A 22,143-nucleotide genomic window follows, 5' to 3' on the forward strand; every position below is an offset into this window, starting at 1 on the left:
GGCCCGCTGACGCCCCCTGGAGCACAATTGCGGACATGAGCATCGTCAAGATCAACGTACTCACGGTCCCCGAGGAGCAGCGCGAGACGCTGGAGAAGCGGTTCGCCGCCCGGGCGGGGAGCGTGGAGAACTCGGACGGGTTCGAGTGGTTCGAGCTGCTGCGGCCGGTCGAGGGCACCGACACCTACCTCGTCTACACGCGCTGGCGGGACGAGGAGTCGTTCCAGAAGTGGATGTCGGGCATGGCGCAGGCCTCGCACGGGAGCGGCGGTGAGGGGGAGCGTGGGGAGCGCCCCAGGCCGGCCGCGTCCGGCGCCACGCTGTGGAGTTTCGAGGTGGTCCAGCAGGCCGCGCCCAAGTAGGGGTGGGCGAAGGGGACCCCGGCTTTCGCGCCGGGGTCCCTTCCGCGCTCTACAGCGTGACCGGCTTGCCCCCGAAGGTCACCACCAGGCTGCCGTTCGAGGCGAAGGACCAGCCCAGGGCGCCGGAGTACGCGGCGCAGCGGGACCCGTTCGTGCCGGACCAGAACTGGTTCGAGCTGTCGGCGTCACCCACGTACCGGTCGTTGCCCCCGCTGTTGCACGAGGTGTTGGAGCGGAAGACCGAGGTGCCCTTCTCGAAGTTGAAGTTGCGCTCGGTGTTGGCGACGGAGACGTTGCTCGTGATCGTCATCGAGCCGGGGTTGCTGTTGTAGGTGAACCCGTGGTGGCCGTTGCCGTAGGCGAGCGCGTGCCGGACCACGTGGTTCACCGCGATGTCGTCGCCGCCGAGCTTGTAGCCGTTGCGGTCGCCGTTGCCGGACTGCGAGCCGTCGCTGAGGGTGCCGTTGCCGTAGGACAGGGAGTACTCGATGGTCACCGGGCCGATCGGGCCGGTGTCGGTCTTGGTGTAGAGGTCCCAGCCGTCGTCGATGTTGTGGTGCGAGACGGCGTACCGGAAGACGTTGCCGGTGCCCGTGGTCAGCTTCGCGGCGAAGCCGTCCGCGTCCTCGCCGTCGGAGTCGGCGTTGTCGTGCGACTCGGCGCTCAGGATCAGGTTGTCCGACGGCCACTGGCTCGCCGGGGTGGTGGAGGCGATCCGGCCGAGCTGGAGCCCGGTGTCCCGGTTGAAGCGGGTCACGGTGCGCTCGACGACGTTGTCGCTGCCGCCGACGTAGATGCCGTTGTCCCCGGCCCGCTCGACGACCAGGCCGTAGAGCTTCCAGTAGTCGGCGTTGAGCTGGATGCCGCGGTTGGCGGAACTCTCGCTCTGTGCGGCGAAGTTGAGCACCGGTGTCTCGCCCGGGTAGGCGGAGAGCGTGGTGCGGGCGGCCGCGGTGCCGTTCTTGCCGGCCGGGATGGTCACCGTCGAGGAGTAGGCGTACGTCCCCCCGCGCAGGTAGATCGTGCCGCCTGCGGAGATACGGCTGATGGCCGAGGTGAGGGTGGTCGGGGCGGTCACTGTGCCGGCCGCGCTGTCGGTGCCGTTCGGGGCCACGTACAGGGCGCTGCTGGACGGCGGGGTCGTCGTCCCTGAGGTCTCGGCGTCCAGGTAGTCGACGTTGGGCAGGCCGCCCGCGGTCGTCGGGTCGAGCCGGACCGTGTTGCCGCCCGCGGTCACCGGGACGGTGAGCGTCTTGGTGGTCCAGCCGGTCCAGGTGCCGGTGGACTCGAAGGAGGCCGAGGCGACCGTCGAGCCGTTCACGATGATGTCCGCGGTGCGGGCGGTGGTGGTGCCGTTGGCGAAGCGGACGCTCAGGGTCGCCGTGCCCGTTGCGGGTGCGGACACGGTGAACTGGGCGTAGGCGCCGGTGACGTTGGTGCCGTTGCAGAATCCGCTGCCGGAGTAGCCGGGGTACTCGGTCTCGACGGCTCCGGTGCAGATGGAGGGGGAGGTCTCGGCCTCGTACCGGGTCGGGGCGGCTTGCGCGGTGGTGCCGGACAGGGCGACGAGTGTGCCGGCGAGGAGGCCGACGGAGGGGATGAGGGGTCTCAGGCGCATCGTTCGTCTCCATGGGGTGTGGTGACGGGGGGCACGTTTTTCCGCGGACGTTCTGCGGGCGTTCTGCGGGCGTTCTGCGGACGCCCTTGGGACGGTAAGCGCTTGCCATGGTCGCGTCAACGGCTGTGTATGTGATTGCTGTTCACACATACGAATTGGATACGGTGGGCGGCATGACGCTCTTCGTGAAGATCTGCGGCCTGAGGACCGAGCAGGACGTCGACACGGCCGTCGAGGCCGGCGCCGACGCCATCGGGTTCGTGTTCTCCGACAGCCCGCGCCGCATCGACCCCGCGACGGCCGCCCGGCTGACCGCCCGGATCCCGGAGAACGTCCTGACGGTGGGGGTGTTCCGCCGCGAGCCCCTGGAGTACGTGCGCTCCGTGGCCACCGAGTCGGGCGTCGGGGCCGTCCAGCTGCACGGCCCCGAGGACCGTGACTACTACGCCTCCCTGGCGACCGGCGGCTGGACCCTGATCCGCGCCGCCGCCTTCGGCGACTCCGTCCCGCGCTGCGGGGAGTTCGGCGAGGACATGCTGCTCCTGGACGCCCCGGTGCCGGGCTCGGGCATCGCCTGGGACTGGTCCAGCAAGCAGGTGGCGGGCGCGGGCGAGAAGTGGCTGCTCGCCGGGGGCCTCACGCCGGAGAACGTCCGCGAGGCGGTCGACGTCACCCGCCCGTGGGGCGTCGACGTCTCCAGCGGCGTGGAGGCGAGCCGGGGCGTCAAGGACCCGGCCCTGATCACGGCGTTCGTGGAGGCGGCCCGCGCGGGAGCGCCCGCCGTCGGCCGGGTGGACTGACGACGGGCGCTCAGGTAGGGCTTTCAGGGGCGCGGGGCTGTGTCTATTTGCGGCTACCGCCGCGCGGGCGCGACCAGCCACGACGGTGCGGCAGACGGAATGTGACCCGTCGTGGCACTACTTCCCCCTCACCGGTACGAAAGCCAACGCATCCCAGGCGATCGACGCATCCCCCGTCCCGTCAGCCGTGGCCGAGCTCAGCGACACACTCGGCGTCCCCGTGAACGCGTACGACCCCAGCGACACCCAGGCGTTCTTGCCACCCGTGTCCTGCGAGATCGTCTTCTCCACGACCGTCCCGTCCCCGAGATCGATCCGGTACGTCGCCGACGGCGTGTTCGCCTCGTGGTCCGGCAGATGCACCATGACCTCCGCCGACCCGATCACCTTCCGGTCCGGCGTCCAGGTGCCCGTGACCACCGAGTCCGTGTACGACGGCACCCGCGTGTGGGTCAGCCAGAAGTGCCCACCGAACCCGGCCCCCAGCTGATGGAAGTCGATCTTCGAGGGATAGACGGTCGCTCCGTTCTGCTGCGCGGACCCGAAGGTGAACGTCAGCGTGCCCCGGCTGGTCCAGTTCCGCTTGCCCGCGCAGGGGTTGGCGGATCCGACCCGGAACTTCACCGTGTTCGGCACGTCGTCCACGATGAGGGCGTTCGCAGGGAGCGTGGAGGTGCAGGCCGCCGGGTGCGGGGCGGCGACCTTCGGCTCGGGGTCGCCCGCCGCGTACTTCAGCACCTCGGTGCCGCAGGTCGCCGTGCAGTCGGTCCAGCTCACCGGCTGGTGCCACCAGCACTTGAAGTCGTCCCGCTGGCACGGGCCTTCGGGCTGGCTGGAGCCCGCGACCTTGCGGGGCTTGGTGATGTCGCAGTCGTTGGCGGTGGGCTTGCAGAACGTGTCGTGCGCGGGCTCCGCGGCAGGCGCCCCGGAAGGCCACTCACCGACGGTGAACGCCCTGACGGTCGCCCCGGTCGCCGGGTCCGTCTTCTGCTGGGAGTAGGCGGCCCAGCCGAGCACCCGCTCCGGGTACGTCCACAGGTTGGGGGTGCGGGCGTCGTCGTAGCCGGACGACAGGAACATCTTCCGGTCGGCCGGGTAGAGGCCGTTGGCCGGGTTGTTGAACCAGCCGAGGCCCCACGGGGCGCTCGCGTCCGTCGAACTCGGCAGGTTCAGGCCGCTGTTGTAGGCCCACAGCGCGAGCCACCAGTTCTCCAGGTGCTTCGGGTCGCCGCCGTTGACGAGCAGGCCCCTGTCGTGGAGCTGGTTCCACTTGTCCTGGAGGATCTGGAGACCGGCGGCGATGTTGGCCGCGTAGTCCACGGTGAGCGCCTGCTGCTGCTCGGCGGTGTAGGTGGTGTCCGCCTTGGCCATGCCGCTGGTCACCTGCGAGATGCCGTAACCGCAGTCGGCCGCAGCCCAGTTGACGGTGTGGACGCTGCCGGCGTTGCCGTAGTAGCCGCCCTGGATGAAGTTGCTGCTCTCTCCGGCGGCCGCCCGGGAGCTGGCCTGGAGCAGGTTGGACTCCTGGGAGAGCACCCCGAGCATGATCTGCGCGGGCACCCGGCCGCCGCCCTTGAGCGGGGTCGAGGGGAACAGGCCCTGCGGGGTGTACGACGGGAGCTCGCTGCCGTTCCAGCCGCTGCGCCGGCGCACGTCGAGCTTTCCCTGCACGGCGAGGTCCGTCGCCCACTCGGCCTGCGCGGTCGAGGGCTGGAGCGACTGGAGCTTCGGGTCGTTGCGGGTGACGGCGCAGGCGCGGTCGGGGTCGGTGGTGGAGGTCGCCGGGTCGGTGTCGGCGCTCTCCGGGTCGACGCTGTCGGTGTGCACGCCGTCGGACAGGGCCGGGGACTGCTCGGCGCCCTGGGCCGCCGCCTTGGGCACGACCTTGAATCCGACGCTGCTGTCGCTGCCGGGCAGCACCGCGTCGATGCCGACCGGCGGCGCGACGTCCGCGGCCGACTTCCGGCCGCCTGCCGCCTCGGTGCCGTTGCCGACGGAGGTCAGCGCGAGCGAGCCGGTGGTGGAGACCTCGGCGGAGGCGGGCACGTCCAGCGTCCGCCAGCTCTTCGGCAGCGCGGAGTGCTCGACGGCGTCCTCGGCGTCCCGGCCGGTGACGAAGACGCGGCCGCCGCTGCCGTGCACCGCGAGGGAGCCCAGCGCGCCGGCGCCGAGGAGCCGGTCGGAGCCCGCGGAGGTGACCCGGCGCACCTGCACCTGCTTGCCGTCGGGCACCTGGTAGGCGAGCCCCTGGTGTGCGTCCGGCACCAGCCGGAACGGCGTACCACCGGTCTTGGCGAGGGTGCTGGTGCCGCCCTTGGCGTCCACCGAGACTACGGCGTCGCCCCGGGCGGCCGCGATCTCGTTCCCGAAGGGCACGGCGGAGGTGAGCTGACCGGCGACGGTCTGCTGCCGGACCAGCTTCGCCCGTGCCGTGTCGACGGTGAGCAGCTCGGTGTCGTCGCCCTGCGGCCGGGTCAGGACGGCCTGTTCGCCGTCGCCGCAGCCGGGGTTGAAGTAGGCGAGGGAGACCAGCTCGGGCAGTTTGGTCACACGGCCGTCCGCGAGGTCGACCACGGCGGCGAACGCGCCCTGCTGGAAGCCCTGTTGGTCGTTGACGGCCTGCCGGGGCGCGTAGACCACGACGGCCCGGTCCCCGGAGCCGGTCACACACGTCTGGCCGATCCACTGGTCGGTGTCGACGCCCGGCTCGGACAGGGTGGCCGCGGTGTGCCACCGGTAGGCGTCCGCCGCGTCGGCGACCAGGACGTGCAGTCCGGTGGCGTCACCGTCGTAGGTGACGATCCGGTCGCCGGACTTCTGCCAGCCGGAGGGGAGTTGCGAGGTGTCGGTGACGCGGTCCGTCGGGGCCGGCGCCGGGTCGGAGGGGCTGGTCAGGGCCGCGGACGCGAGAGGGGCGACGAGGGCCAGTGCCGCCACGGACACACCGGAAGCCGCGAGTATTCGCCCGCGCCGGTTCTTCGGCACCCAGCGGTGCCTGCCTCCTGGATATTCACGAATGGTGCGCAAGGAATTCCGCCTGGATTCATTTGTGAAGGTCGATACCGGCCGTGCGTTCCCCCAGGCCAGTGACGCGGAAGGTACCAGTCCGGTATGGCCGCACTGGGTGACGCGGGCGATCTACCGACCGGTATCCACGAAACGTCCACGGAATGAAAACAGCAAATTTCCTTTCCTTGCCGTCCCTTTGGACGTGGCATCTCGGCCCGGTCGTGTCAGTGCCTCGCCGCATACTGACGCCCATGCAGATGACGGAGCACGCACTCACACAGGCCTGGCGCCGGACAGTCGCAGGTTCTGAACTGCTCGACGACGCCATGCTCCCGCCCACCGGCACCTCACGCGACCAGTACACGCAGCGTGTGGGCGATCCCGGTGGCCTCTTCCTCGTCCTGGACGAAGACGGCACCGTGCGCGGCTACCGCAGCCCCTACCAGGAGATCTTCGCCACCCAGGACCTCGACCAGGCGCTGTACTTCGTCGCGGAGGAAGCGGTTCGTCGTCTCGCCGAGCACATCGTGGCTCACACTCCGGGCCAGGGCCCGGTCACCAACCTCGTCACCGGACAGGCCCAGTTGCTGGACCGGATCAACCCCGCTTGGGGAAGCAGATTCCGCAGCGGCGGCGTGGACGGTCCGCAGACGGTACAGCCGTGCGAGCGCGACCCGTTGGAACGCCTTGCCTGGATCGCCGGTACATGGCGCGAGCAGGACCCCTACACCCACCTGGCCTTCTTCCGCGGCGAGGGCGTCAGCGCCGAACAGATAGCCCTGCTCCACGGGGCGAACCCCGATCAGGTCGCCGCTGGGACACGTCTGTCGGACCTGCGCAGCCACGCCGGCGCCGGCCGCGACCACTGGGACATCGCCTGGGAGAGTTGCTGCTTCGGGCAGGAGGGCGACTGGGCGTTCCTGATGTACCACGAGACACCAGCCGGCATCCGGGCCGACAGCGCGGCTCTCTCCCGGCTCGGAGTCACCGAGACCGTGCGGCTGAGCGCCACCGCCGCCAAGGCCATCTACACCTTCGACTACGTGCGCGACGGCCGCCGCATCGACGACGACTGGGGTGTCCTGGAACTGATCTGGTACGAGCGGGGCCGCGCCCCCTACTACCGCGGCGGTGGGCTCGACTTCCTCAACCGGGCCATACGCCGCGCCGAACTGGATCACCCCGAGCTGACCGGCGAGTTCGAGTTGTACTTCCACGCGTTGGACACCGCACTCGGCCTTCAACTGCCCCGGCAGGACATCCAGGAGGAATCGGTCCGGGCCGCACAGTGGGCACGCGGCAAGGGCTGACGGCATCCTCTCTCGCATGCCCGGGCGGCGGGCCGGAGGGTGCGACTGCCCCCGCCCGTGACATAGCGGGCGGGGGCAGCAGGTCCGGACGGTCAGCGCAGTGAACCGATCCGGTCCACCCGCTCGTTCACCCCCTCGCGGAGTTCCTTCAGGGTCGTGCCCGGCGGGGCCACCGTGGGCTCCGACGACGGCGGCTGGGTCTCGTCCGAGCACCTCGCCCCGCGGGACGGGACCTTCAGGTTCACGAGGTAGTCCGTGATCTGGTCCGTCGCGCAGACGCTGCGGTTGAACGCCGTGTGGCCCTCGGCCTCGAAGGTGAGGAGACGGCCGTTGTCGAGCTCACGGGAGAGGGCCACCGCGTCCTGGTACGGGGTGTCCGGGTCGCCGGTGTTGCCGATGACGAGGATCGGCGCGGAGCCCTTCGCGTGGAAGGTGCCGGCGTAGCGGCTGGTGTGCTCGCCCTTCCACTGGACGCAGGCCGTGGCGTGCTGGTGGTCGTAGGTCGGCGGGCCGTACGCCATGGCCGGGCCCAGCAGCGGCGCCAGCCGGGCGTTGGTGGTGACCTCGCGCTTCAGCAGCGCCGGGTCGCCCGGGTACTTCTTGTCGACGCACTCGACCACGACGTTCGGGTTGAGGAAGTCGAAGCTCGCCGGGGACGGCGGCCGCAGCAGGAACGACGTGTTGTCGCGTAGCTGCGCCTTGCGCAGGGCCTCCCCGAAGGACGGCCAGATGACCTTGCCCTCGTTGATGTTGAACATCAGCCGGTAGACGAGGGTGTAGCCGTTGGCCTGGCCCCCGTTGGCGGTGGGCACCGGGTTGGCGTCCAAGTCGGCCTTCAGCTTCTCGAACGCCCCGCGCGGGTCGCCGTCACCGAAACCGCAGGTCGACTGGTTCGCCTTGCACCAGTCCAGGAAGCGGCCCATCGCCCCGTCCAGGGCGAGGTACTGCGGCCGGTCGTAGGCGTAGGGCCGGCTGGTGTAGTGCTCCGGGTCGTACGCCCCGTCCAGCGCGAGCGCCCGCACCCGCTTCGGGAACATCGCGGCGTAGACCGTACCGATGTAGGAGCCGAACGACCGGCCGTAGTAGGTCAGTTGCTTCTCTCCGAGGGCCTGGCGCAGCAGGTCGATGTCCCGGGCGACGTACTGGGTGCCGACGTACGGCAGCAGGTCGCCCGCGTTGTCCTGGCAGGCCTGGTCGAAGTCGGCGGCCTGTCGCACCGCCGGTTCGTAGGCGTCGGGGCCGGGGACGCCCTTGGCGGCGGTCACGGCCCGGGTGTAGGCCGGGTCGTCCCAGCACACCACCTGGGAGCTGCGGCCGACGCCGCGCACGTCGTAGCCGAAGACGTCGAAGTCCTCGCGCAGGGCGGTCGGCAGGTCGTCGTAGTTGTTGCGCACGAAGTCCACGCCGGAGTTGCCCGGACCGCCCGGCTGGAGGAACAGCGTGCCCTTGCGCTGGGACGGGTCGGCCGCCTTCTTGCGGATGACGGCGAGGGTGAGGGTCCTGCCCTGCGGCTCCCGGTAGTCCAGGGGCACCTGGGCGTTCGCGCACTCGAACCCGCCCTGGCAGTCGGACCAGGCGAGGGCCGGCACGGGCGGGGCGGACGGGGCGGTCGGAGTGGCCGGAGCGGCTGACGCCGAGGCCACGGCCCCGGTCCAGGCCACGGCGAGCGCGCTCACCGCTGCTCCGGTGAGTCTGAGTCGTCTGAACTTCACTGTTTTTGTTCCCCCTTGGGCTGGTCAGGCCTCAGTGAATCGGTTGTCCCACCGACGAATCGGTTCTCTCACAGAGGACACACAGCAAATCCCGCCGCGCGGTTCCCGCATGGTCCGCGCCGTCCGCCCGTCGTCCTGCGGGCCTACTCCACGGCCGCCGCCTACTGCGTACCGAGTAGCAGGGATGTCGGCAGGCGCACGACGACACGGCGGGTCTCGTCCGACGAGGCTGGACGGACTGTTCGACATCAGGACTGTTCGGCATCAGATGTGGAGACCCTCGCCGTGGCTGAATTCCTTTACCGCGTGGGCCGCCTGGCCTTCCGGCGACGCTGGTACGTCGCCCTGGTCTGGGCGGCCGTCCTGGCCGCCGTCGGGCTGGGCGCCCTGAAGGCGCCGGGCGCGGCCGACGAGGGCTTCTCCATGCCGGGCATCGAGTCCCAGAAGGCGTTCGACCTCATGGAGGAGCGCTTCCCGGGCGCCAGCGCGGACGGCGCGACCGCCCGGGTCGTCTTCGTCGCGCCGAAGGGCGAGAAGGTCACCGCGGCCGGCCACCGGAAGGCCGTCGAGAGCGCGGTCGCCGACCTGGCCGACGGCTCGCAGGTCGCGTCCGCCGTCGACCCCTTCCAGGCGAAGGCGGTGAGCAAGGACGGCACGACGGCGTACGCCACCGTCACCTACAAGGTCGCCTCCAGCGACCTCACCGAGGCGAGCAAGGCCCAGCTGGTCAAGGCCCTCGACACGGCCCGGGACACCGGGCTGACCGTCGAGGCGGGCGGCACCGCCATGGACGACGGCGCCGGCGCGGGCGGCTCGGCCGAGGCGATCGGCATCGCGATCGCCGCCGTGGTCCTGCTCGTCACCTTCGGCTCCCTCGCCGCCGCCGGACTGCCCCTGCTGACCGCGATCGTCGGGGTCGGCGTCAGCATGGCCACGATCCTCGCCCTCTCCCACCCCCTCGGCCTGTCCACCACCACCGGCACCCTGGCGATGATGCTGGGCCTGGCCGTCGGCATCGACTACGCCCTGTTCGTCGTCTCCCGCTACCGCGAGGAACGCGCCAAGGGCAGGGAACCCGGGGAGGCGACGGCCCTCGCGGTCGGTACGGCGGGCTCCGCGGTCGTCTTCGCCGGGCTCACCGTCGTCATCGCCCTCGCCGGACTCACCGTCGTCGGCATCCCGATGCTCACCAAGATGGGGCTGGCCGCGGCGGGCGCGGTCGTCGTGGGCGTCCTCGTCGCGCTGACCCTGGTCCCGGCGTTCCTCGGCTTCTGGCCGAACGCGGTACTGCGCCGCAAGGACCGCAGGAGGGGCCGTATCGAGGAGGAGGCCAAGGACAACGGCGGCACCCGGTGGGCCAGGTTCGTGCTGCGCCGCCCGCTGCCGGTACTGATCCTCGGCGTGGTCGGCCTCGGTGCCCTCGCCGTGCCGATGACCTCCCTCCAGCTGGGCATGCCCGGTGACGAGGCCAAGTCCACCTCCACCACCCAGCGCCGCGCCTACGACGCGCTCGCCGAGGGCTTCGGCCCCGGCTTCAACGGCCCGCTGACCGTCGTCGTGGACGCGAAGGGCGACGCCGACGCCAAGGCCGCGGTCTCGACGATCTCCCGGAAGATCGGCTCGACCGAGGGGGTCGTGTCGGTGTCCCCGGCCCGCTTCAACGAGACCGGTGACACCGCCGTCTTCTCGGCGGTGCCGTCCACCGCGCCCACCAGCGAGAAGACCAAGGACCTCGTCACCACCATCCGCGACGCGCGCCCGGCCCTGGAGTCCGGCACCGGCGCGACCTTCGAGGTCACCGGCAGCACCGCGCTGAACATCGACATCGCCGAGAAGGTCCAGTCCGCTCTCGTGCCGTACCTGATCGTGGTGGTGGGCCTCGCGATCGTGCTGCTGCTCGTCGTCTTCCGCTCGCTGCTGGTCCCGCTGAAGGCGGCCCTCGGCTTCCTGCTCTCCATCCTGGCCTCCCTCGGCGCGGTCGTCCTGGTCTTCCAGGAGGGCCACGGCGCCTCCCTGCTGGGCGTGGAGACCACCGGCCCGATCATGAGCCTCATGCCGATCTTCCTGGTGGGCATCGTCTTCGGCCTCGCCATGGACTACGAGGTCTTCCTCGTCTCCCGGATGCGTGAGGCGTACGTCCACGGCGAGACGCCCGCCCAGGCGGTGACCTCCGGATTCCGGCACAGCGCCCGGGTGGTCACGGCCGCCGCGCTGATCATGATCGCGGTGTTCGCCGGGTTCATGGGCGAGAGCGACTCCATGATCAAGATGATCGGGTTCGGGCTCGCCTCCGCCGTCCTGCTCGACGCGTTCGTGGTCCGGATGGCCATCGTCCCGGCCGTGCTCGCCCTGCTCGGCCACAGGGCCTGGTGGCTGCCGGCCTGGCTGGACCGGATCCTGCCCCGGGTGGACGTCGAGGGCGAGGCCCTCACCCGGGCCGCCGACACCCCCGCCCCTGCCCCCGCCGCCTCCCCCTCCGCCGACCAGGATGCGGTCCGCGTCTGACCCCGCCCCCACCAGGGCCGGATCTGACCCCCCACCCCCACCAGGGCCGGGTCTGACCCCGCCCCCACCAGGGCCGCCCGTGTCGTACGGCACGGGCGGCCCGTTTCGCTCACCATGGGACCCGAGCCCACGCACCGGAGAACACGATGATCACGAGCATGGAGCGGCGCTACGCGGACCGCCTGGAGGGACTGTCGGACCGCCACCCCTTCCTCGTCGACCTGGCGCTCGTCGTCACGCTGCTGGGGTGCGCGACCCTCGGCGCCTCGCTGACCCTGCCCGGTGCCACCCCACCCGACGACGACGGCCTGGCCGTGGTCCTCATGGGCGTGTCCTGTCTCGCCCTGCTCAAGCACCGCACCCACCCGCGCACCGCCGTCGTCGTCAACGCCGTCTGCGCCGTGGCCGTGATCACGCAGGGGTACCTTCTGACCCCCCTGCTGCTGAGTCCCGTCATGGCGTCGCTGTACTGGCTGGCCACCCTCACCGAGCGCGCCACCGTCCGCGTCTACGGCTTCGCGACCACGGGAGCGCTCACGGTCGCCGCCGCGCTCTCCGACTCCATGGACCATGTGTCGCTGCTCCTGCGGACCATCGGCCCGGTCTTCTGGCTGATGCTGCCGCTCGCCGCCGGCACCATGACCCGGCTGCGGCGCGCCTACCTGGCGGCCACCCAGGCCCGCGCCGAGCACGCCGAGCGCACCCGGGAGGAGGAGGCGCGGCTGCGGGTCACCGAGGAACGCATGCGGATCGCCAGGGAGTTGCACGACGTGGTGGCCCACCACCTGGCCCTCGCCAACGCCCAGGCCGGCACCGCCGAGCACCTCGCGCTGACCAACCCCCCGCAGACCAAGCGGATCCTGCACGACCTCACCGGCACGACCTCCTCCGCACTGCGCGAACTCAAGGCCACGCTGGGCCTGTTGCGGCAGAACGACGACGACGGCTCTGCCCCGCTGGAACCGGCCCCCGGCCTCGCCCGGCTGCCCGAACTGGTCTCCTCGTGCGCCTCCGCGGGGATCACGGTCACCGTCACCACGGAGGGGGAGCCGCAGCCGCTCTCCCCGGGCGTGGACCTGACCGCGTTCCGGATCGTGCAGGAGGCGCTCACCAACGTCACCAAGCACGCGGCGACGCAGCGCGCGCACGTCCGGTTCGCCTACGCGGGCAGCCGCCTCCTCATCACGGTCACGGACGAGGGAGCGCGCATCGCGTCCGGCCCCGAGCCCGCGAAGGGCTTCGGCGTCATCGGGATGCGCGAACGCGCCCAGTCCGTCGGGGGCGAACTGAGGGCGGGGCCGCGCCCGGAGGGGGGCTTCGAGGTCAGTACGGCACTGCCGTTGCAGCCGGCGGTGCGCGGGGAGGGCGACGCGTGACGTTCGGAGGCCATCGGGGATTCACCCGGAGGTCGCCGGGCCCCCGCCCGGTGCCCGTACTGTGACCGGCATGGCTGCTGACGTGGATCTCGACCGGGCACTGGAGGTCGCGACCGGGCTCGCGGCCTGGGCGTCGGAGGCGATCAGGCGGCCCCGCGACCCGGGTGCCGAGGTGCGGGAGAAGGACGGCCCCGCGGACATCGTGACCGCGACCGACGAGGCGGTGGAGACCCGGGTCCGCGAGGTGCTCGGGCGGGCCTTCCCCGGTCACGGGATCGTCGGTGAGGAGTACGGCCCGAAGGAGGGCTCGGCCGGTGCCCCGCACTGGGTGGTCGACCCGGTCGACGGCACCACCAACTACGCCCACGGCCTGGGCTGGTGCTCCTTCTCGCTGGGTCTGGCCGCCGCCGACGGCACCCCGCTGCTCGGGGTGGTCGCGGATCCCTGGCGGGGCGAGACGTTCACGGCGGTCCGGGGGCGCGGGGCGTACCTGAACGGCACCCGGACGTACGCGGCCGCCCACACCACCCTCACCGGCCATGTCTTCCTCACCGAATGGGCGGCGCACGCCCACTGGCCCGGACTGGACACCCTCCTGACCCGGCTCGCCGAACGGCACTGCACGGCACGGGTGATGGGCTCTACGGCACTCTCCCTGGCCCAGGTCGCGGCGGGCCGGGCGACGGCGGCGGCGATCGGCGCCTTCCACGCGATCGACGGCCTCCCTTCCCTGCTCATCGCCCGCGAGGCGGGAGCGGTGGCGGTCCCCGAACTCCCCTCCCACAACCAGCCGTTGCTCCTCGTGGCCCCGGCCGCGGCCGAGGAGACGACGGAGCTGTGGCATGCGTCGGGGGCGGCGGCCGGCTGACGGGACCGGCGGCGGGCATCGCCGAAGGCGAGGGGCTCCCGACGAGCGACGGACACGGACGAGGGCGACCGGCTTCCGGTGAGGGTTGGGCCGGGCCAAGGAATCGCGGGCTTCGGCAGATGGCGGAGCGGTCACCGGGCGACTGCCCTACGGCCGTGGCGTGCAACCGGCTTCCGGCAGCCTCGAGTGAGAAACCTGCGGCCCCGGTACCGCCGGTCGGCACACTCCGCCGGCCGGGCGGCAGGCCCAGCGGGCACGACGGCAGCGGGGCCGCGCAGAAGTCGTCGTAGTGCTTGAGCCGTTTGCCACCGCCTCGGGGGGTCGGCGGCGGATGACGAGGTCCTGGTCGAGATCTGACCAGGAGATGGCCGTCAGGGAGGTATCAACCGGCTGACCGGAGCACATACTTCAGCAAGCGGGAGGGTCCCGGGGCACTCTGACGGGGAGCGGCTGATGCATGCCGACGGTGCGGGGCTGGGCAAGGTCGAGGTGCGGCTGAAGTGGGACCCCAGTCCCTACGGGGAGCCGGCCCGGCACCTCGACATCATCGCCGCGACCTATCCGGCGGCCGATCCCTACGGCCGCCCCGAGTACGTCGTCTACCACGAGAACCGCGCCCCGGACGGCACCATCAACATGACCCGGCACAGCGAGAACGGTCTCGGCCTCGGCTATGTCGAGGTGCTCCAGCTGGAGTTCGAGCGGATGGTGTCCGCCTACGGGCGGGTCGTCGTCGGGGTCGCCATCCACCAGGACGGCGGCCCCCGCACCTTCGGCGACCTCACCCACTGCGGGGTGCTCGTCGTCGAGGGCTACCGCAGGCTGCTGGCCGACGACTTCGCCGGTGTCGCCGACGCCACCGCCGCCACGATCGCGGAGTTCACCCGTGACGGCACCGGCGCCTGGCACTTCGGAGAACTGATCCGGGGCTTCGACAGCAGCCCGACGGGATTCATGGCGGAGATGGGCAGCGTACGGCGGTGAGCTGTCAGGACGACGGGTTCAGCACGACCTTCGCCGAGTTGTTCCCGACCCGCGGGTCGAAGGCGAAGGCCGGACTGCCGTCGTAGGGACGGACGGTGACCCGGCCGGTCGCGTCGGGGACGACCTGGTCCACCCGCAGCCGGAACGGGAAGTCGGCCTTCAGGCCGGGGCTGGTCCAGGTCGGCAGGGTGCAGACGTAGTGGGGGACCGTGGGGTCGCCGGCGGCCGGCGCGGCCGTACGGCAGGTGCGGGGCACCGAGGTCGCGGTGGTGCCCGGCGGGAGGTAGTAGTCGATCGCCGGGACCGGGTCCCCGGAGGCCACGTCCGCGACCCAGGCCGGACCGCGGTTGACGAAACGGAACCCGGCGGCGACGGTGTCCCCGGCCGCGCCGCTCACCTCGGTGCCGTGCACGGCGAAGTCCGCGGTGTTGTCGGCGGTGATGTGCCAGGAGCGGCCGTTGTCGGAGGTGTCGAGGTCGGTGACGTCCCCGGCGGGCTCGACCTCGTAGTCGAACCGCTCGTACAGCGCGTGGCGGGTGACGGCGAGCCGCAGCGGCGCTGGCAGCTCCACGGTGGCGCCGGGCGCGACCTCGGTGTCGAAGGAGCAGGTCACGTACGTCATGGACGGGTACTGGCTGCCGCTGTCGTCCGGCCCGCTGTAGGTGCACTCGGGGTAGCGGGTGGCGACGTCGAGGCCGTACGTCGCCCACAGCTTCACGCTGAAGCCGCGGGCGGTCTCGTTGCCGGTGTTGGTGATGTCGAACGGCACGGTGAGACCGGTGCCGGGGGCGACGCCGGAGACGTCCTGCGGGGCGCTCACGCCGAGGTCGGGGCCGGAGCCGACGGTCACGAAGGTCTCCGTCGAGTACTCCGGGACGGAGAGCGTGCCGTCGGGGCCGCCGGTGGCGGTCGCGGAGTACTCGACCGTGCCCTGCGCGCCGACGGCGGCGCCGGGCGCGGCCCGCAGCTTCAGCTGGACCTGCGGGGTGTAGCGGACCGGCACGTCACCGGTGTCGCACACGGCGACGGTACCGGCGTCGTCCGGCACGCAGTCGGCGGGCCACTGCACCTCGGCGACCCCGGTGAGCCCGGAGACGTCGACGGTCAGGCGTCCGTCGGTCACGGTGTAGCCGGAGTTGTAGTGCTGGAGCCCGAGAGCCATGGACCGGTACGGGGCCGTACCCCCGCCGTCGGGGGCGGCGACGACGGCCTGCTCGTACGGCGCCTGGATCTCCAGCCCGTCGTTCGGATCCGAACCGTCGGCGAACGCGACCCCGCTCCCGAGCGCGGCGCCGACCAGCGCGCCGACCGCTCCCGCACACAGCGCACGTCGGACGGAGACAGAACTCATGACATCCCCCAGCTGGGACAGAAGAACCCCGGCCCGATGATCGGAACCGGCCGCCGACTGCGACCCCACCCACCCCCACAAGGTTGCCCCGCCCCTCCCCCTTCTTACCGACTTCTTGATCAACTCGACCCGGCCGTCGCGGTCACGGGTGCCAGCCTCCGGCCCTGTTCCGTGCCTTCTCCAGTTCCTCGTCGAGTGCCATGGCCGCCGTGACCAGGGCGAGGTGGGTGAACGCCTGTGGGAAGTTGCCGAGTTGCTCGCCCGAGGGGCCGATCTCCTCGGCGAACAGGCCGACATGGTTGGCGTAGGTGAGCATCTTGTCGAAGGCGTGGTGGGCCTGGTCCAGCCGGCCGCTGCGGGCGAGAGCCTCGACGTAGAAGAAGCTGCACAGGTTGAAGGTGCCCTCGGAGCCGCGCAGCCCGTCCGGGGACGCGGTCGGGTCGTAGCGGTAGACCAGGCTGTCGCTGACGAGTTCCTCGCCCATGGCGTCGAGCGTGCTCAGCCAGTCGGGGTCACGGGGCGAGACGAAACCCACCCGCGGCATCAGCAGCAGCGAGGCGTCGAGGACGTCGGTGTCGTAGTGCTGCACGAACGCCCGCCGCTTGTCGTGCCAGCCGCGTTCGACGATCTGGCGGAAGACGGCGTCCCGCGCGTCGGTCCAGCGGACGGTGTCGGCGGGCCGGGAGAACCTGGTGGCCGCGCGGACGCCCCGGTCGAAGGCCACCCAGGTCATCAGCCGGCTGTAGGTGAAGTCCTGACGCCCGCCCCGGGTCTCCCAGATCCCCTCGTCGGGCTGGTCCCAGTGGTCGGCCAGCCAGTCCAGCACCTCGCCCAGGGCGTGCCAGCCCCGGATCGCGCCGATGTCCCCGCCGACGATCAGCGCGTCGGACGCCTCGCCGTAGATGTCGAGCTGGAGCTGGTCGGCGGCCGCGTTGCCGGCCCGCACCGGGCGGGATCCCCGGTAGCCCTCCAGGTGGTCGAGGGTCTCCTCGGTCAGGTGGGGGTCGCCGTCGATCCGGTACATGATCTGCAGGGGGTCCGCCGAGGGCGGCCTGTCCGTCTCGATGCGTTCGCGCAGCCAACGGCGGAAGGCGTGCGCCTCCTCGTGGAAGCCCAGGTCGATCAGGGCGCGCACGGACAGCGAGGCGTCCCGGACCCAGGTGTAGCGGTAGTCCCAGTTGCGCTCCCCGCCGATCTGCTCGGGCAGGCCCATGGTGGCGGCGGCGATGGGCGCTCCGGTGGGGGCGTAGGTGAGCAGCTTGAGGGTGATCGCCGACCGGTTCACGATGTCCTGCCAGCGGCCCCGGTAGGTGCACGAGCGCAGCCACGACAGCCAGAAGGTGCGGCAGGTCTCCAGGGCGTCGGCGGCCTCCTCCAGGGTCGGGCGGGGCGGGGCCGGGTGCCCGCCGGGTGTGCTGGTGAGCACGACCGCCGCCGCCTGACCGGCGGAGAGGGTGAAGCGGGCGCTGATGTCGTTGCCGTCCTCGTGGAAGACGACCCCGTCGGTGGACTGGAGGTGCAGGTCGGTGCCCGGGCCGCGGAAGGCCGCGGAGTGCTCGTCGGGCCGCTCGAGGGTGTGCGGGGCGCGGCCGTAGTCGAAGCGCGGCTGACAGCTCAGCGCGAAGGGCAGACTGCCGCGTACGACCCGTACGACCCGCAGCAGCCGGTGGACGCCGGTCGGGGTGGAGGAGTCGTCCGGGACCATGAAGTCGGCCACCTCGCCGACCCCGCCGGGCGCCATGAACCGGGTCACCAGGACGGCCGTGTCGGACAGGTACAGCTGCCGGACGGTCATGCCGCCGTCGTCCGGGTACTCGGCGGCCAGCCGGCAGTGGCCTCCTCTCTCACCGTCCAGGAGGGAGGCGAAGACACTGGGCGAGTCGAAGCGGGGCGTGCACCACCAGTCGACGGTTCCGTCGGACGCCACGAGGGCGGCGGTCTGGAGATCGCCGACCATGCCGTGCTCCGCGATGGGCGGGTACCGGTTCACCTGATCTCCCTGTTCGGTCGGGGACGCCGCGACGATCCGGCGGCCGGCCGCCACGGACTCGCGCCCACCAAGCCTTCGGCACCGCTGGGACGGCCGCCTCACCCTCGGGGGGTGAAAGCAGCCCGGGGAGCCCGCGCGGGCCGCCGAGTCGGGGCTGTTGTCAGGGTGGTCGGGTCGTCCGGGGCGGGTCGCGGGGAGGGCGGGGAAATGTTCTCCTGGAAGGAGCCGCAGGAGAACACGCCGATGCGTCCCAGCCGGAGTTCCGCTCCCTTCGCCGGCCGGTCGGCCGCCCCGACCGGAACGGGTGGGGGACTGCTGCCCACGCGGGAACTCGCGGCCGCCTGGTCGCTGGTGGTCCTGATCGTGGTCCCCGCCTGGGTACTGACGATAGGTCAGGCCCGGGACATGGGGGTCGAGCCCGGCACGATGGGGATGGCCCTGCCGCTGTTCCTGCTGCTGTGGGCGACGATGATGGCGGCCATGATGCTGCCGTCCATGGCGCCGGTGGCCATCACCTGGGTCCGGGGCATCGGCCGGCAGTCCTCCGGCTGGGCCCGGACCGCCCGGACCGCCGAGTTCGCCACCGGATACCTGCTGGTGTGGACGGCGTCAGGGCTGCTCACCTACGCGGCGCTGGCCCTCACCGAGGGCCTGCTGGACGACCGCCCGACGGTCGGCCGCTGGATCGGCTCGGCTGCCTTCCTGCTCGCGGGCCTGTATCAGCTGGGCCCTTTGAAGTCCGTCTGCCTGCGGCACTGCCGTGACCCGCTGGGCCACCTGGTGCACTACTCCGGCTTCCGGGGACCCGCCCGCGACCTGTGGGTGGGCCTCCATCACGGCGCCTACTGCGTCGGCTGCTGCGCCGGCCTGATGGTGGTCCTCGTGCCGCTGGGCGTGATGAACGTGGCGGCGATGGCCGGGCTGGCCGTGGTCGTCTTCCTGGAGAAGCTGTGGTCCCGGGGTCCGCTGCTCGCCCGCGCCATGGGCGTCGTGTTCCTCGTGCTGGCGGTGCTCGCGCCGTTCCAGGACTGGCTGCTGCCGGGGCTGCGGGACTCGATGCCGTCGATGGACGACATGTGATCCCGGCGCCGGGTTCCGCACCGGCGGAACGAGGTGCAAGCTGGAAGGGAGACCGTCTCCCGATCCCGGGACCGGGCTCGGCACACACGGTCTCGCCACTCCGAGTGAGCCTCCTGGGCTCGGCAGGAGGGAAGCGAGATGACAGAACAGGCCACCACCGTGACGCGCTGGCATCTGACCGGCGACTGGTTCGATGTGTGCAACTGCGCCGTCCCCTGTCCGTGCACGTTCGCCCAGCCCCCGACCTACGGCCACTGCGAAGGCGTCCTGGTCTGGCACATCCGGGAAGGCGGCTACGGCGACGTGCGTCTCGACGGCCTCAACGTCCTGATGCTCGGCTCCTTCACGGGCAACGTCTGGGCGGGCGAGCACAGCGACCCCTACGCCGCCGTCTTCCTCGACGAACGCGCCGACGAACAGCAACGCGGTGCTCTCGGGGCCGTCTTCGGCGGCGAGGCGGGCGGCTGGCCGGCGCGGTTCGGACAGATGCTGCACCCCGAGATCCGCGGCATGGACGTCGCCCCCATCCACGTCGAGGTGGACGACGACCTCGCCACCTGGCGGGCCGAGATCCCCGGCCGTGTCACGGCGGCCGCCGAGGCGCTCACCGGCCCGACCAGCGCGGACGGCGCACGCGTCCAGGTCCACAACGCCCCGGGCGCCGAAGTCGGACCGGGCCAGGTCGCCACCTGGGGCCGGGCCACCGTCGACCGCGCGGACGCGTTCGGCTTCTCCTGGGACCGCTCCGGAAAGTCGAGCAAGCATTTCCCCTTCGACTGGACCGGCCCCGACTGACCCGCACAGCAGCCTGAGGGGGCCCGGCTACGCAGGGTCCGTGGCGAACAGGTCGAGGTGTCCGCACTTGGGGCAGCGGAACGCCACGATCTGGCGTCGGGGGCGGCCCATCCGCTTGGCGCCCCCGAAGATCCCCCGCTCCAACGCGCCCTCGATCCACCGCGCGTAGCCGCGAGAGTGCTCGCCGGCGTCCTCGATGAAGCCTTCCGACAGGCCGACGGTGCCGCAGTGCGTGCACGTGTGGTCATTCATCCCGCGAGTGTAGGAAACGGCGCCGGCCGGACAGGTGGTGGCCCTATGTCGTCGCCGTGGCCGGCACCGGTGTCGGTCGCGGTGCCTTCGTCCGGTGGGCCCTCCTCAGGAACGGCCTTTCGATGACGTAGTAGGAGAGCAGCGCCATCAGCAGCGTCAGCACGACCGTCGCCGCCAGGCGGCCCTCCTGGACGCCGAGGGAGGCGAGGAGCCGTACGACCGGGTAGTGCCACAGATAGACGCCGTAGCTGAGGTTGCGGCCCACCCAGGCGAGCGGGGTCATGGCCAGCAGGCGGGACAGAGCGGTCTCGGGCCGCAGTTCGAGCGCCGCGACCAGCGTGGCGGACAGGACCGCCACCACCAGGAAACCGACCGTGTAGTAGGCGGCCGTCCAGCGGCCGAGGTCCTCGGTCACCGGCACCTGCCAGGCGACGAGAGCCAGCAGCCCGAGCGCCGGCCAGGCCAGCCGTCCGGTCCAGGTGCGCAGGAGGGCCAGGCGGGGGTCGTCGGCCCGCAGCCGCGCCAGGGCCACGGCGACGAGGGCGCCGGCGAGCAGCTGGTCGGCGCGGGTGTCGGTGCCGTTGTAGATGCGGTGGGCCGCGTCGGGGTTCCACAGGACGCAGCGCCACAGCAGCGGCAGGACGCACAGGGCCGCGGTGCCCAGCAGGACGGTCCGGGCCCGGAACCTCCGCAGCAGGAAGATCAGGGCGAGCGGCCACAGGAAGTAGAACTGCTCCTCCACCCCGAGCGACCAGGTGTGCGCGAGCGGCGCGGTGAGGTCGGAGTAGGGGCCGGACTCCATGGCCCGTACGACGTTGGTGAGGAAGGCCGCCGACAGGCCCGCGGCCTCCAGCGAACCCTCGAAGCCCCACAGCGAGGTGGTCGTGCCGAGCACCGCGCAGACCGCGCACACGGCCAGCATCGCGGGCACAAGGCGCAGCCAGCGGCGCCGGTAGAAGGACGGCAGGGAGATGCCGCCGCGGCGGACGTACTCGGCGAGCAGCAGGCGGGTGATCACGAAGCCGCTGATGGTGAAGAAGACGTCGACGGCGACCGCGCCGCCGGGCAGGGCCTCGGGCTCCACATGGTGGACGATCACCAGCGCGACCGCGAGGGTGCGCAGGCCGTCGAGGCCGCCGACCCGTCCGGTGCGGGAGACCGCGGACGGAAAACCCCGGCTCGCACGGGGTGCGACCGGGGCTGGGGGTCTACGGGCGTCGACCGCCGTGTCCGCTCCTTCCCGCTCCGCTTCCGTCACGTCCGTCGAGTCCGGTGCCTTCGCCATGAAAGAGATCGCTTCTCACCTGCCGGCTGATTCGAGTAATCCCGGTGCGCCTAACCGGAAATCACGCTGACATGCCTCGCTGGGCGTCAGCTGTGGCGAATCACCGCGGAACCACAGGTCAGAAACAGGGTGGGCTCAGTCACACCCGGCACGGTGGCCGTCAGGGATGGCGGGGAGGGCAGGCGAAAGCGCACCGGCGCCGGCGGGCGGCACGGGCGGGGCGGCGTGGCGTGGAGCGGAGGAAGCTAGGCCGCTTCGGGCCGCGGGAAGGTCTCGTCCTCGTCGTCCCCGAAGTCCGGGGCCTTGAAGGGGTCGATGGTGAGGGGCGGCAGGGCCGCCTGGGTGCGCTGGGACTGCCCTTCGGGGGCGGAGAACAGCGAGTTCAGATCGATGGGAGGAGCTCCTTGCTGCTTACAGCTTGGTCATCTTCGAGTACGGACTCAGGATCCTCATCTGCGACGAGCCGAAATCGACGAGTACCGCGATTCCGTCCTCGACACCGAGCACCCGGCCGAGGCCGTACATGTCGTGCGTGACCTGGTCACCCACGGCGAAGTGCTTGGGCGCGGGCGCGACCGGGGCCTTGAAGGGGCTGGTGGGCAAATGACGCTTCGGTGCGGCAGGTTTAGTCATCGTCCTCAGTATGCGCCTACGACCCCCCACCCGTCGCCGCTTGTCCAGGACCGTTGCCAAGACGGGATGCAGGACGTCAGCCTCACCACCACGGCGCGCACAGGCCGCGGACCGGCAGTGCCTTCACTCTGACCAGGCTCTTCCTGTGGAGGGACCGCACGAGAGCGCGCCGCTCGCGCGCGCTCTTTCTCGGCAGCGCGTGCAGCACGGTTT

At 71.6% G+C, this 22,143-nt stretch carries 17 protein-coding genes; 9 read left to right on the forward strand and 8 right to left on the reverse strand.

Annotated features, from left to right (window positions below; translation table 11 throughout):
* The first annotated feature begins 35 nt into the window (after window positions 1-35).
* Complete coding sequence (locus H295_RS0105550; RefSeq protein ID WP_020134344.1) at window positions 36-362, forward strand: antibiotic biosynthesis monooxygenase family protein; 327 nt, start codon at window positions 36-38, stop codon at window positions 360-362.
* A gap of 49 nt (window positions 363-411) precedes the next feature.
* Here H295_RS0105550 and H295_RS0105555 read toward each other — a convergent pair whose 3' ends face one another.
* The gene (locus tag H295_RS0105555; RefSeq protein WP_020134345.1) at window positions 412-1,980 is read right to left on the reverse strand and encodes a carbohydrate-binding protein; all 1,569 of its coding nucleotides are present in this window, start codon (window positions 1,978-1,980) and stop codon (window positions 412-414) included.
* Window positions 1,981-2,153: 173 nt separating this feature from the next.
* Between H295_RS0105555 and H295_RS0105560 the strand changes: the two genes are divergently transcribed.
* Window positions 2,154-2,780, forward strand: a complete 627-nt coding sequence (locus tag H295_RS0105560) for a phosphoribosylanthranilate isomerase (protein ID WP_020134346.1) — start codon at window positions 2,154-2,156, stop codon at window positions 2,778-2,780.
* Window positions 2,781-2,897: 117 nt separating this feature from the next.
* Here H295_RS0105560 and H295_RS0105565 read toward each other — a convergent pair whose 3' ends face one another.
* The gene (locus H295_RS0105565; protein WP_234021566.1) at window positions 2,898-5,717 is read right to left on the reverse strand and encodes a transglycosylase SLT domain-containing protein; all 2,820 of its coding nucleotides are present in this window, start codon (window positions 5,715-5,717) and stop codon (window positions 2,898-2,900) included.
* A 323-nt stretch (window positions 5,718-6,040) separates the two neighbouring features.
* Between H295_RS0105565 and H295_RS0105570 the strand changes: the two genes are divergently transcribed.
* The gene (locus tag H295_RS0105570; protein WP_020134348.1) at window positions 6,041-7,099 is read left to right on the forward strand and encodes a hypothetical protein; all 1,059 of its coding nucleotides are present in this window, start codon (window positions 6,041-6,043) and stop codon (window positions 7,097-7,099) included.
* Between the two features lie 92 nt (window positions 7,100-7,191).
* Here H295_RS0105570 and H295_RS0105575 read toward each other — a convergent pair whose 3' ends face one another.
* Window positions 7,192-8,811: an alpha/beta hydrolase gene (locus H295_RS0105575; protein WP_028809074.1), complete on the reverse strand. Its 1,620-nt coding sequence runs from the start codon at window positions 8,809-8,811 to the stop codon at window positions 7,192-7,194.
* A gap of 285 nt (window positions 8,812-9,096) precedes the next feature.
* Here H295_RS0105575 and H295_RS0105580 point away from each other — a divergent pair, with 285 nt between their 5' ends.
* The 4 genes from H295_RS0105580 (at window position 9,097) to H295_RS0105595 (ending at window position 14,544) form a co-directional block, all read left to right on the forward strand.
* Complete coding sequence (locus H295_RS0105580) at window positions 9,097-11,316, forward strand: MMPL family transporter (RefSeq protein ID WP_043217144.1); 2,220 nt, start codon at window positions 9,097-9,099, stop codon at window positions 11,314-11,316.
* A gap of 146 nt (window positions 11,317-11,462) precedes the next feature.
* Window positions 11,463-12,692, forward strand: a complete 1,230-nt coding sequence (locus H295_RS0105585) for a sensor histidine kinase (protein WP_020134351.1) — start codon at window positions 11,463-11,465, stop codon at window positions 12,690-12,692.
* 70 nt (window positions 12,693-12,762) lie between these two features.
* Window positions 12,763-13,560 carry an inositol monophosphatase family protein gene (locus H295_RS0105590; RefSeq protein WP_043217145.1) on the forward strand — a complete coding sequence of 266 codons (798 nt, stop codon included), beginning with the start codon at window positions 12,763-12,765 and terminating at the stop codon, window positions 13,558-13,560.
* A gap of 453 nt (window positions 13,561-14,013) precedes the next feature.
* On the forward strand, window positions 14,014-14,544 hold the full coding sequence (locus H295_RS0105595) for a TerD family protein (RefSeq protein WP_020134353.1): 531 nt from the start codon (window positions 14,014-14,016) through the stop codon (window positions 14,542-14,544).
* Window positions 14,545-14,548: 4 nt separating this feature from the next.
* On the opposite strand, the gene H295_RS0105600 is transcribed toward H295_RS0105595, so the two are convergent.
* Entirely contained in the window at window positions 14,549-15,895 is a 1,347-nt protein-coding gene (locus tag H295_RS0105600; protein ID WP_020134354.1) for a hypothetical protein, read from the reverse strand.
* Window positions 15,896-16,037: 142 nt separating this feature from the next.
* On the reverse strand, window positions 16,038-17,885 hold the full coding sequence (locus H295_RS0105605) for a glycoside hydrolase family 15 protein (RefSeq protein ID WP_028809077.1): 1,848 nt from the start codon (window positions 17,883-17,885) through the stop codon (window positions 16,038-16,040).
* 207 nt (window positions 17,886-18,092) lie between these two features.
* On the opposite strand from H295_RS0105605, the gene H295_RS0105610 reads away from it, so the two are divergent.
* Together H295_RS0105610 and H295_RS0105615 are read left to right on the forward strand one after the other, a co-directional pair.
* On the forward strand, window positions 18,093-18,965 hold the full coding sequence (locus H295_RS0105610; protein WP_020134356.1) for a DUF2182 domain-containing protein: 873 nt from the start codon (window positions 18,093-18,095) through the stop codon (window positions 18,963-18,965).
* Between the two features lie 138 nt (window positions 18,966-19,103).
* Entirely contained in the window at window positions 19,104-19,760 is a 657-nt protein-coding gene (locus H295_RS0105615) for a DUF1326 domain-containing protein (RefSeq protein WP_020134357.1), read from the forward strand.
* 27 nt (window positions 19,761-19,787) lie between these two features.
* Here H295_RS0105615 and H295_RS0105620 read toward each other — a convergent pair whose 3' ends face one another.
* The 3 genes from H295_RS0105620 to H295_RS0105630 all read right to left on the reverse strand — a co-directional run bounded on the left by H295_RS0105620 (window position 19,788) and on the right by H295_RS0105630 (window position 21,930).
* Window positions 19,788-20,012 (reverse strand): hypothetical protein, encoded by a 225-nt coding sequence (locus H295_RS0105620; RefSeq protein ID WP_020134358.1) that lies wholly within the window; start codon window positions 20,010-20,012, stop codon window positions 19,788-19,790.
* 43 nt (window positions 20,013-20,055) lie between these two features.
* Window positions 20,056-21,297, reverse strand: coding sequence for an acyltransferase family protein (locus H295_RS0105625; RefSeq protein ID WP_020134359.1), 1,242 nt, complete (start codon window positions 21,295-21,297; stop codon window positions 20,056-20,058).
* 411 nt (window positions 21,298-21,708) lie between these two features.
* Window positions 21,709-21,930: a hypothetical protein gene (locus tag H295_RS0105630; RefSeq protein ID WP_028809078.1), complete on the reverse strand. Its 222-nt coding sequence runs from the start codon at window positions 21,928-21,930 to the stop codon at window positions 21,709-21,711.
* Window positions 21,931-22,143 lie beyond the last annotated feature (213 nt).

The organism is Streptomyces sp. 351MFTsu5.1 (assembly GCF_000383655.1).
Classification (GTDB): Bacteria; Actinomycetota; Actinomycetes; order Streptomycetales; family Streptomycetaceae; genus Streptomyces; species Streptomyces griseorubiginosus.